The 10,194-nt window shown below is 75.2% G+C and carries 10 protein-coding genes; 3 read left to right on the forward strand and 7 right to left on the reverse strand.

Annotated elements, in window-relative coordinates; all coding sequences use genetic code 11:
• Nucleotides 1–11 precede the first annotated feature (11 nt).
• Both FHL80_RS18270 and FHL80_RS18275 read right to left on the reverse strand, forming a co-directional pair.
• The gene (locus FHL80_RS18270) at nucleotides 12–1,214 is read right to left on the reverse strand and encodes a PP2C family protein-serine/threonine phosphatase (RefSeq protein ID WP_246078777.1); all 1,203 of its coding nucleotides are present in this window, start codon (nucleotides 1,212–1,214) and stop codon (nucleotides 12–14) included.
• A 41-nt stretch (nucleotides 1,215–1,255) separates the two neighbouring features.
• Nucleotides 1,256–2,725 (reverse strand): MFS transporter, encoded by a 1,470-nt coding sequence (locus tag FHL80_RS18275; RefSeq protein WP_216870855.1) that lies wholly within the window; start codon nucleotides 2,723–2,725, stop codon nucleotides 1,256–1,258.
• 178 nt (nucleotides 2,726–2,903) lie between these two features.
• On the opposite strand from FHL80_RS18275, the gene FHL80_RS18280 reads away from it, so the two are divergent.
• Nucleotides 2,904–4,184, forward strand: coding sequence for a C40 family peptidase (locus FHL80_RS18280; RefSeq protein WP_138734797.1), 1,281 nt, complete (start codon nucleotides 2,904–2,906; stop codon nucleotides 4,182–4,184).
• Between the two features lie 59 nt (nucleotides 4,185–4,243).
• Here the strand turns inward: FHL80_RS18280 and FHL80_RS18285 are convergent, their stop codons facing one another.
• Nucleotides 4,244–5,221, reverse strand: coding sequence for an LLM class flavin-dependent oxidoreductase (locus FHL80_RS18285; protein WP_138734798.1), 978 nt, complete (start codon nucleotides 5,219–5,221; stop codon nucleotides 4,244–4,246).
• Nucleotides 5,222–5,418: 197 nt separating this feature from the next.
• Here FHL80_RS18285 and FHL80_RS18290 point away from each other — a divergent pair, with 197 nt between their 5' ends.
• Complete coding sequence (locus tag FHL80_RS18290; RefSeq protein WP_138734799.1) at nucleotides 5,419–5,826, forward strand: hypothetical protein; 408 nt, start codon at nucleotides 5,419–5,421, stop codon at nucleotides 5,824–5,826.
• Here the strand turns inward: FHL80_RS18290 and FHL80_RS18295 are convergent.
• Nucleotides 5,823–6,581: a glycoside hydrolase family 16 protein gene (locus FHL80_RS18295; RefSeq protein WP_138734800.1), complete on the reverse strand. Its 759-nt coding sequence runs from the start codon at nucleotides 6,579–6,581 to the stop codon at nucleotides 5,823–5,825. The two genes, FHL80_RS18290 and FHL80_RS18295, sit on opposite strands and share 4 nt — an antisense overlap.
• 270 nt (nucleotides 6,582–6,851) lie before the next feature.
• Here FHL80_RS18295 and FHL80_RS18300 point away from each other — a divergent pair, with 270 nt between their 5' ends.
• Complete coding sequence (locus tag FHL80_RS18300) at nucleotides 6,852–8,186, forward strand: reverse transcriptase family protein (protein WP_216870856.1); 1,335 nt, start codon at nucleotides 6,852–6,854, stop codon at nucleotides 8,184–8,186.
• Here the strand turns inward: FHL80_RS18300 and FHL80_RS18305 are convergent.
• The 3 genes from FHL80_RS18305 to FHL80_RS18315 all read right to left on the reverse strand — a co-directional run.
• Nucleotides 8,183–8,788 (reverse strand): LURP-one-related family protein, encoded by a 606-nt coding sequence (locus FHL80_RS18305; protein WP_216870857.1) that lies wholly within the window; start codon nucleotides 8,786–8,788, stop codon nucleotides 8,183–8,185. The two genes, FHL80_RS18300 and FHL80_RS18305, sit on opposite strands and share 4 nt — an antisense overlap.
• 61 nt (nucleotides 8,789–8,849) lie before the next feature.
• Nucleotides 8,850–9,584 carry a GAF and ANTAR domain-containing protein gene (locus tag FHL80_RS18310; RefSeq protein ID WP_246078778.1) on the reverse strand — a complete coding sequence of 245 codons (735 nt, stop codon included), beginning with the start codon at nucleotides 9,582–9,584 and terminating at the stop codon, nucleotides 8,850–8,852.
• Nucleotides 9,585–9,694: 110 nt separating this feature from the next.
• Nucleotides 9,695–10,194 (reverse strand): glycosyltransferase family 4 protein (locus tag FHL80_RS18315; RefSeq protein WP_138734801.1); only part of this gene is annotated, 500 nt, incomplete at its 5' end.

Here is a 10,194-nt window from a genome sequence, read left to right on the forward strand (position 1 = left end):
GGGCGCCGCGGTCAGGGGACCAGCTGCTGAGGAGTGCCGGTGTGCCACTCCAGGACGACGATGCTCGCGTCGTCCTGCAGTTGGCCACCCTGGTGCTCCAGGACCTTGCGCATCAGCCGGCGCAGCGCCTCCGGAGCGGCGTCCCCGGAGGCCCCGGCCTGGAGGATGAAGTCAGCCAGCCGCTCCTCGCCGAAGAACTCACCGGACTCGGAGCGGGCCTCCACGATCCCGTCGCTGTAGACGAGCACCCGGTCGCCGGGGTGCAGGTGCATCTCGCAGACGTCGGGCTTGCGCACCTGGAGCCCGAGCGGCGGGTGTGGCCGGCACACGGGCGGGCGGACGAAGGCACCGTCCCGCAGGACCAGGGGGTCCGGGTGCCCGGCGTTCACCCACCGCAGCAGCCCGGTGTCCAGGTCCAGCCGGGCGATCGCAGCGGTGGCGAACTGGCTGCCGGTGAAGTTGTCCGCGATGACCCGGTTCACTGCCACGGCGATGTCCGGCAAGTCGTAGATCTCCCGCCGGGCGTGCCGATAGGCGCCGATCGCGGCGCTCGCCAGCAGCGCAGCGGGCAACCCGTGACCGACGGCGTCCAGGACCAGGACGTGCGCGGAGGATCCGTTGACGGCGTAGTCGAAGCTGTCCCCACCGATGTCGTAGGCGGGTTCGAGGGCACCGGACACGACGACCCGATCGGTCGCGAAGGTCATCGGCGGCAACAGCTCCCACTGGATCTCCGCCGCCACGCTGAGCGTCTTCCGCCGCCGGAGCCGCGCGAAGATGTCGGTGTAGGCCTCGTTGACGACCAGCACCTCGGCGAGCAGGGAGACGAAGGCCTTCGCGGTCTCCTCCACCTCGTCGGTGACGGAGCCCACGAGCAGCTCGACCACGCCCAGCCGCTCGACGCCGTCCAGCAGCGGCACCCACAGGCGGGGCCCGCTGCCGCCCGTGGTGCGCACCGTCTCGTGCTTCCGGTAGCACCGGCCGGCGACCGAGCCCTCCACGGAGAGCTCCTGGCGCTCCGCCACACCCTCGCCGCGGACCGGCTGCAACAACACTTGTTCGTAGTCCACCAGGTACAGCACGGTGTCGCGGAAGCCCAGTCGGCGGCCGTGCACGGCGACCCGCTCGGCCAGCCTGTCGGGAGCGAGCAGGTGCAGCTCGCGCAGCATGGACCGGAGCGGGCCGGGCAGCGCTGGCTGGTCGATCGACGTCACGGACGCACCCTCGCAGAGTGGCCCATCGCCCGCCCAGGGGTTCAGGTCTGCTCCGGCTCGCGCGTTCGGCGGACGTCCCGGATCGCCAGGACCGCGGCGGCCGCGGCGAAGACGACGCTCACCGTGAGGCTGAGCGCGTACGCCCGCCCGTAGTCGCCCTGCCGCCCGGCGCCGCCGGCCGCTGCGCCGGCGACCGAGGCGTAGAACACCGCGGTGATGACCGCGGCACCGACGGCGTTGCCGAAGCGCTGGGCGGTCTGCAGCACCCCGCCGGCCGTCGACCCGCCGCGGACGTCGACCTCGGCGAGGGACAGCGCCTGGTTCGGCGTGATGACCGAGCCGCCGCCGAGCCCGGCGACCAGCAGCGCCGGGGCCATCGCCAGCGCCACCCGCCCGGGGTCGACGTCGCCGGCCAGCGCGACGGCGACCAGCGCGGCCGACGCCACGCCGGCCAGGAAGAGACCGAGGGCGACGACGAGGACCCGCTGCCCCAGCCGGCTGACCAGTCGGCCGCCGATCGGTGCGGACAGGGCCGCGCCGACCGCGTAGGAGGACGCGGTGAGCCCGGATTGCAGCGGGCTGTAGCCGAGGCCCTCCTGGAGGAACAGCGCCAGCACCAGCGGGGTGCCGGTGTAGGCGCAGAAGAAGAGCACCGCCAGCACGGTGCCGTCGGCGAAGGACCGGATGCGGAACAGGGCCAGGTCCACCAGGGGGTAGCCGCGCCGTCGTCCCGGCCCGCGCTCCCAGCCGACGAAGCCGGCGAGCACCGCGAGCGCCGGCAGGAGCAGCAGCGCCAGCCGGAGGTCGTGGCCGGCGTCGTACTGGACGGCGGGGAAGAGCAGCCCGAAGACGCCGACCGCCAGCAGCGCCGCGCCGGGCAGGTCGAGCGGCCGGTGGGTGTCCCGGGGCGGCGGCGAGGGCAGCAGCCGGGCGCACAGCACCAGCGCGAGCAGCCCCACCGGCACGTTGACCAGGAAGCACAGCCGCCAGCCGAACTCCTGCCCGCCCAGGGCGATCAGCGCACCGCCGACGACCGGGCCGGCGGCGGTGGCGATGCCCACGGCGGCCCCGATCGTGCCGAACGCCCGGCCGCGCTCGCGCTGCGGGAACAGCTGCTGCACCAGGCCGGAGACCTGCGGGTTGACCAGCCCGCCGGCCAGCCCCTGCAGCACCCGCCCGGCGATGAGCACCCCCGGGGTCGGGGCCAGCCCGACCAGCGCGCTGCAGACGACGAACGCGGCGATCCCGACCAGCAGCACCCGCCGGCGCCCGCGGTCGTCACCCAGCCGGCCCCCGATGATCGGCACCATCCCGAACGCCAACGCGTAGCCGGAGACCACCCACTGCAGCTGCGACGGGCCGGCGCCGGTGCTCGCGCCGATCGAGGGCAGCGCGACGGTGACGATGCTGACGTCCAGCAGCGTCATGAACAGCGCGGAGACGCACACACCGAGGGCCACCCACCGTCGCGGGTCGAGCTGTCCCGTCGCGCTCGGGGCGGTGCTGGTCACGGTCGGCATCCTCCAACGGCCGCCCCTGGGCCGCCTGCTCCCCGACCGGGGTCACACCGGCCATCAGTTGCTTTTACCAACTCATTGTCGCCCCACGCTCAAGCACTCCGCCGAACCGGCCGATCAGGTCCTGGGTCACCCGATCGGATGACCATCGAGCGGAAGGGGCGCAACGGACATGGGCACGCAGGCAACCATCCCGGCACGGACCGGCACCCGGCTGGCGCGTTCTGCCGCCACGGTCGTCGTGGCCGTCGCCGTCGGCCTCGTGCTCGCTCCGGGCACCGCCACCGCGGCCCCGACCAACCCCAGCGACACCCAGCTGAGCCAGGCGCAGCAGGCCAAGGCCGACGCCGCCGAGCAGGTCGGCGCACTGTCCGCCGCCCTCGCCGCCGCCCAGGCCCAGGTGGACGACGCCCGCGCCGAGTCGGCCATCGCGCTGGACACGTTCCAGGGGAAGCAGGCCGAGTACGAGGCCGCGCAGAGCGCCGCCGACGAGGCCGCGGCCGCCGCCCGACGCGCCCGGGACGACCTGGCCGCCGCCCGCGCCGACCTCGCCGACTTCGCGCGGCAGAGCTACCTGCAGGGCAGCACCTCCCCCACGCTCGAGGCCCTGATGACCGCCCAGGGGCCCACGGAGATGGTCGAGCGGGCCGCCCTGCTGGAGGCCGCCGGGGCGCACCAGGGCAGCGTCGTCGTCCAGGTGTCCGCCGCCGAGCAGCAGGCCACCGCCGCCGACCTCACCGCGCAGACCGCGCTGGCGCAGGCGGCCACGCTCGAGCAGCAGGCCGCCGACGCGCTGGCGGCCGCCGAGGCGCTCGAGGTGGCTGCCCGGCAGCAGGCCGCCGGACTGGCGGACCGGCAGGCCGCCGTGCAGCAGCAGCTCGAGCAGGCCCAGCAGACCCTGCTCGGCCTCGAGGGCGCCCGTGCCGCCGCCGAGCAGTACGCCGCGCAGCAGACCGCCGCCGCGGCCCGCGCGGCCGCCGACCAGCGGGCCACCAGCCACGCCGTCTCCGCCGGCGCCGTCACCACCGCCGGCGCCGGCTCCTCCGCCGCGGCCGAGACCGCGATCTCCGCGGCCCGCCGCTGGCTGGGCACCAGCTACGCCTGGGGCGGGGGCTCGCTCAGCGGCCCGAGCGTGGGCTGGGGCATCGACGCCGGCGTCGTCGGCTTCGACTGCTCGGGGCTGACCCGCTACGCCTACGCCCAAGCCGGCATCAGCATCCCGCGCAACAGCAGCGCGCAGTACTCGTCGCTGCCCAGGGTCTCCCGCAGCGACCTGCAGCGGGGTGACCTGGTCTTCTGGGCCACCGACACGAGCAGCCCGGCGACGATCCACCACGTCGCCGTCTACCTGGGCGACGGGCAGATCCTGGAGGCACCGGAGAGCGGGTCCCGCGTCCGGGTCACCGCGATGCGCTGGAGCGGCTTCATCGGCGGGGCCCGCCCCAGCGCCTGAGAGGACCCCGCTGCCCCCCACGCCTCGCGAGCTCGGCGTGGGCCGCTGCACCGGGGCCGTCAGGCAAGGGCCTCGGCGGTGAGGGTGACCGAGCGGAGCCGGCCCTCCGTCGTCGGGGACTGGTGGGCGACGATCAGCTCGTCGGCGTCGGCCTGCTTGCGGAAGCCCTCCAGGTACTCGCCCACGTCGTGCGGCGTGCCCACCGCGGCGTAGGTGAACATCGAGCTGACGTGGTGGCCGGCGCCCTGCTCGAGCAGCAGGTCGGCCTCCTCGTCGGTGAAGCTGCGCCCCCGGCCGAACAACCCGACGGCCATGGTCCGCCGCACCGCCTGCAGGTTCTCCTCCGCCTGGCTGCGGGTGTCGGCGGCGATGACGTTGACCCCGGCGATCACGTACGGGGCCTCGAGCTCGGCGGAGGGCTGGAACTCCCGCCGGTAGGTGGCGACGGCGGCCTCGAGCGCCTGCGGGGCGAAGTGGCTGGCGAAGGCGTAGGGCAGCCCGAGCGCCGCGGCCAGGTGGGCGCCGAACAGCGACGAGCCGAGCACGTACAGCGGGACGCGGGAGCCCTTGCCGGGGATGGCGTCGACCCCGGGCACCCGGGTCTGGCCGGCCAGGTAGGCCTGCAGCTCCAGCACGTCCTGCGGGAAGGTGTCGGCCGAGTTCGGGTCGCGGCGCAGCGCGTACATGGTGTTCTGGTCCGAGCCGGGCGCGCGGCCGAGCCCCAGGTCGATCCGCCCGGGGTACATCGCGTCGAGCGTGCCGAACTGCTCGGCGATGGTCAGCGGCGAGTGGTTGGGCAGCATGACCCCGCCGGCCCCCAGCCGGATCGACGACGTCCGGGCGCCCACGTGCGCGATGAGCACGCTGGTCGCCGACGAGGCGATCGTCGGCATGTTGTGGTGCTCGGCGTACCAGACGCGGCGGTAGCCGTGCTCCTCCGCGCGCTGGGCGAGCGCCACGCTGGCCGCGATGCTGCTGCTCACGGTCTCCCCGCGGGCGATCGGTGCGAGGTCGAGGACGGACAGCGGGATGCGCATGAGGTGCCTTCCGGTCGGTTGTCCGGACCAACGCGGCAGGCCCCGCTGCCCTTCCCCCTTCGCCGGCGAGGGCACGTCCCGACCGTCACCTGCGAGCGCGCCACGGGTTCCGGTCCGCCCCTTCCGGAACCCCGCCGCACGTGTCACGCTGGGGGATCCACCGTGGACGCAACGCCTTCTCCCCTGGAGCAGCCGTGTTGACCCGGAGCACGTACGCACCGGACTACGTCGAGCAGCGGCAGGCCGCCGTCGACGCGCAGCTGGGCGCCTACCGGAGGCTGGTGGCCGCGGCCGACTGTGCCCCCGACGCCCTGTTCGACTTCGAACCGGTCTTCTTCAACAACATGGTCATCGCGCTGGAGCACAGCTTCGTGCACCGGGGCCGGGGCCTGGAGGACAGCGAGGGGACGGCCCTCGACGAGGTGCGGCTGATCAGCGAGTCGCTGCACCGCGGCAACACGCTGATCAACGACCGGCAGATCCGGCTCGACCCGGACCGGACGGTGCTGGGCTACCGGCACGGCGACGAGATCGCGGTCCGCGAGGCCGACTTCGTCGCCCTGGCCAAGGCCTTCTTCGCCGAGCTGGAGAACGCCTACCTCTAGCCCCGGACGACGTCCACCACGAGCTCGGGGACGACGTAGGGCTCCCCCGGCACCGCGCGCTCCGGGAAGTCGAAGACCGCCAGCATCGACTGCATCGGGTAGTCCGGGGTGACCGCCACCGAGCGCACCCGGTCCCCGTCCACGGAGAAGACGGCGCCGTCGGGCTGCCAGTCGACCGCGTAGGTGTGGAAGTCGGTGACGTCGATCGCCAGCCGCGGGGCGGTGAAGTCCTCGACCACCCGCGGGTCCCGGAAGGGGTGCGCACCCATCCCCACGGCGGCGCTGGCCCGGCCGTCGTCCCCGGTGCGGACCGCGTCCCCGAAGACCTCGGCCACGCAGAGCTCCGCGGAGCGCTCGGGCCGGTCCTCGAACCCGACCAGCCACCAGGCCGCCATCGACCGGGCGGTCAGGGTCATCCGCGCCCGCATCTCCAGCCGGCCGTACGTCGGCGTCCAGCCCGCCTGCGCCGGCTGCTCCTCGCGGACGACCGCGCCCGGCCGCACCGGCTGCTGCCCGACCGTGCTGCCGACCGGGCCGGAGAACACCCCGGACTGGACGGCGGAGACCCGCAGCGGCGGGTGGTCGTCGGGGCACCACAGCGGGTGCTCCGCGGGCAGGAACAGCCGCAGGCAGGAGTCGCGCACCTCGTAGGCGGCCGCGGTGGCCGCCCGCGAGCTCCACTGCGGGAGGTAGTGCGGCACCCAGACGGCGGTGTCGAGGTCCGGTCCGTCGAAGTCGTCGGCGAAGGTCGGCACGGTCGGCCATCCTGGAGCCGGGGCCTCCTCCGGGGAAGGGCTCCCGCCGCGCGCCGTTCCGGCCGGTTCCCGTCCGCCGGTCACTACGGTGTGCCTGTGCGCGACGGGGAGGGCAGGACGACCGGCACGAGCCGGTCCCCCCATGGCAACCCCGGGGCATCGTGAGAAGCCCAGGCACGGCGTCATGAGCCGGACGGCGCGCTCCGCGCACGCAACGGCACATCGCCCAGGGACGGGCTGGTCTCCCCGTCGCGCACCCTCCCGACCGGCGTGGCCGCCGTCACCGCCTCGGGTCTGGCCACCGCGCTGCTGGCCGGGCCGTGGCGCCGACGGGACATGGTGCGCCGGGTGGCCGTCGCCCTGGGCCAGGCCCGCGCCGCGACCTGGGTGGGCACGATGGTCGGCGAGGTGCAGACCGGCTACCCGCAGGCGCCGGTGGACCGGCCGCGGGAGCTGGCCCGCTTCCTGCGGACGACGCGGGGCTGGGCCCGCGGTCAGGACACGACACCACCGCCCCCCGTGCTGCGCTGGGAGCCGCAGCCCACCCGGCTGGCCTGGTCGCGCGCCCCGGTCGCAGACCTGCCGGACCAGGCCGCGGTGGCCCGGCTGCTGGACGTCGACCCGGGCGAGCTGGCCTGGTTCGCCGACGCCCGCGGGCTGGAGCGCACGGTGGGTGAGCCGCTGCGGCACTACCGGTGGCAGGTCGTCCCGCGCCCGCACGGCGTCCGGCTGCTCGCCGCCCCCAAGCCGCGGCTGAAGGAGGCCCAACGGCGGCTGCTGCGGCACGTGCTGGCCCGGGTGCCGGTGCACGACGCGGCGCACGGGTGCGTGCCGGGCCGGTCGGTGCGCACCGCGGTCGCCCCGCACGCCGGGTCGCCGGTGGTGCTGCGGATGGACCTGGAGGCGTTCTTCGCCTCGATCGCGGCCGAGCGGGTGCACGGGCTGCTCCTCGGCCCGGCCGGGCTGCCGGAGCCGGTGGCGCACGTGCTCGCCTCGCTGGTGACGACGGTGGCGCCCGCGCAGGTGTGGCGGCAGGTCTCCCTGCCGACCGGCATCGAGGCCCGGGAGCGGCACCGCCGGCTGGGCCGGCAGCTCGCCGTCCCGCACCTGCCGCAGGGGGCGCCGACGTCCCCGGCGCTGGCCAACCTGGTGTGCTTCCGGCTGGACCGGCGGCTGGCCGGGCTCGCCGCCTCGTGCGGGGCGCGGTACACCCGCTACGTCGACGACCTGACCTTCAGCGGGGGCACGGCCCTCGGCCGGGACCGGTTCGCCGACCTGGTGACCCGGGTCGTCGCCGACGAGGGCTTCCGGGTGAACGCCGCCAAGACGGCGGCGACCAGCGCCGCGCGCCGGCAGTCGGTGCTCGGCGCGGTCGTGAACACCCGGCCCACGCTGCCGCGCCGCGAACGTGACGCGCTGCGGGCGCTGCTGCACAACTGCGCCACCTCCGGCTGGCCCGGCCAGACCCGCGGCCGCGAGCCGGCCACCTCCCGTGACCACGTGCTGGGTCGGGTGGCGTGGGCGGCGTCCCTGGACCCGGCCTTCGGCGCCCGGCTGCACGCCCTCGCCGAGCGCATCGACTGGTCGGCGGAGCCGGCCGGCTAGCGGCTCTGCAGCGCGTCCAGCGCGACGGCCATCGAGGCGGCGACCCGGAAGTCCAGCCGGGGGTCGGGCACGGTCACCGTGTACCGGTCGCGGATCGCCTTCTGCCGCTCGCTGACCAGCACCGGACGGCCGGTGGCGGTGTCGGTGAAGTCGAAGTGGAAGACGAAGGGGACCCACACGTCGCCGACGTAGGGCAGCACGTCCCAGACCCGGCGGAGGACGGCCACCGACACGCGGCGCTCCTGCCCCACCGCCTCCAGCCCCGGCACCGACAGGTTCCAGGTGGAGCGCAGCAGGCTGGCACCGAACTGCTTGCTGAAGCTCCCCAGCGGCGCGCCGTTCTCGTCGAGGACGTCGTGCTGGGCGTGCACGTCCAGGCGCTGCCGGGCCTTGAAGGAGAACACCCGGCGGGTCCGGGACTCGTCGGCGAAGAACTCGACCTCCTCCTTGAGCTTCATCCGCTTCTGCTCGGCGAAGGCCAGCAGCTGGCCCTCGCCGCCGTCCGGCCCGACCGCCCGGACCTCGTACCGGTTGACCATGACCGTGATGCGCTGCTTGACGTAGAAGGCCGGGACGACCATCGGGGCGGACGGACCTGTCACAGCTGCTCCTGGGGCTGGGCGGACCTGCGGGAGCCCATCCTGGCGCATCCGCCCGTCGGACCTACCGGTGGTGGTCCGTGTCGAAGGAGAGCTCCGTCATCGGCACCTGCCGGTCGACCACCCGGGCGGCGAGGTCGTCCAGCGAGGTCCCGGTGGCGTAGGCGTGGGCCCGCAGCACGGCGAGCGCGTCGGGGCTGGACACCCGGAGCCCGGCGTTCACCATGCCGATGGCCTTCCAGACGGTGGCGCGTCGTCCGGCTGCCGGGGCGTCCAGCCAGGCCGGCCCGTCGGCGTGCCCCCGGTCCCGCTGGTTCACCACCCCGAAGGTCGCAGCGACCTCGTGGGCGACGGCCAGGGCGTCGGCCAGGGGCAGCGACCCGGGGTCACGCGGCGGGACCAGGTACAGGTCCAGCGCACCGATGCCCCGCAGGTCGTCCTCCAGCGGGATCGAGAGCGTGGCCCGGATCGGGGTGGTGCCCGCCAGGCAGTCGTAGAAGGCCGGCCACCGGGACCGGATGGTCGTCTCGTCCGCCATGAGCGGGCGCCCTTCTGCGTGCGCGCTGAGGCACGGGCCCTCCCCGACGGTGAACTGCAGGCGCTCGGCCTCCGCCGACACCGCGTCGCTCGCCCCCAGCGGCAGCCTCCGGTCGTCGGCGAAGAACAGGCTGATGCCCGCGCCGTCGACGGGCAGCACCCGGGCGCAGGCCCGGGCCAGCCGTTCAGGCAGCAGCTCGGGCCCGGGCAGCCGCGCTGCACACGCGGCCACGGTGCTGCGGAAGTCCTCGACGAGGGTCACGCGACTCCAGCCGGCCAGCGCCGTCCGAGGGAGCGGCGCGCGAGCCGGCACGTCTCGCCAGCTCCTCGTGACTGTCCGGATCACGGGGCCGGGAAACCAACGGCAGCAGTTCATCCGGGTAGGAGCTGGTCCAGCAGGGCGAAGGTGCGCCGGGCCATCAGGTCGGCGTCCATCTCCCGGACCGCGCGCGCCCGCGCCCGCGCGCCGAGGTCGGCGCGCAGCCCGGCGTCGGCCAGCAGGACCGACAGCGCGCCGGCCAGCGACCCGGCGTCCCCGGCCGGGACGACGACGGCGTCCCCGCCCACCGCCACGGCGACGTCCCCGACGTCGGTGGCCACGCACGGCAGGCCGGCGGCCATCGCCTCCAGCAGCGCCAGGGGCAGGGCCTCGCGGCGGGAGGGCAGGCAGAACAGGTCCAGGCCGGCGAGGAAGGCCGGGACGTCGTCGACGTGACCGGCGAAGGTCACCGGCAGCCCGGCCGCCGCCGCGCGCAGCCCGTCCTCGTCCCGGCCGCGCCCGGCGATGACCAGCTCCAGGTCCACGTCGTCCGCCACCAGGCCGGCGACGGCCTCCAGCAGGACGTCGAAGCCCTTCTGCGCGGTCAGCCGCC

The organism is Modestobacter excelsi (genome assembly GCF_005930495.1).
GTDB lineage: Bacteria > Actinomycetota > Actinomycetes > Mycobacteriales > Geodermatophilaceae > Modestobacter > Modestobacter excelsi.

Excerpts from the sequence above, each read along its gene's own strand:
- FHL80_RS18280 (WP_138734797.1), top strand. The coding sequence starts at position 2,904 with ATGGGCACGCAGGCAACCATCCCGGCACGGACCGGCACCCGGCTGGCG.
- FHL80_RS18285 (WP_138734798.1), bottom strand. The coding sequence starts at position 5,221 with ATGCGCATCCCGCTGTCCGTCCTCGACCTCGCACCGATCGCCCGCGGG.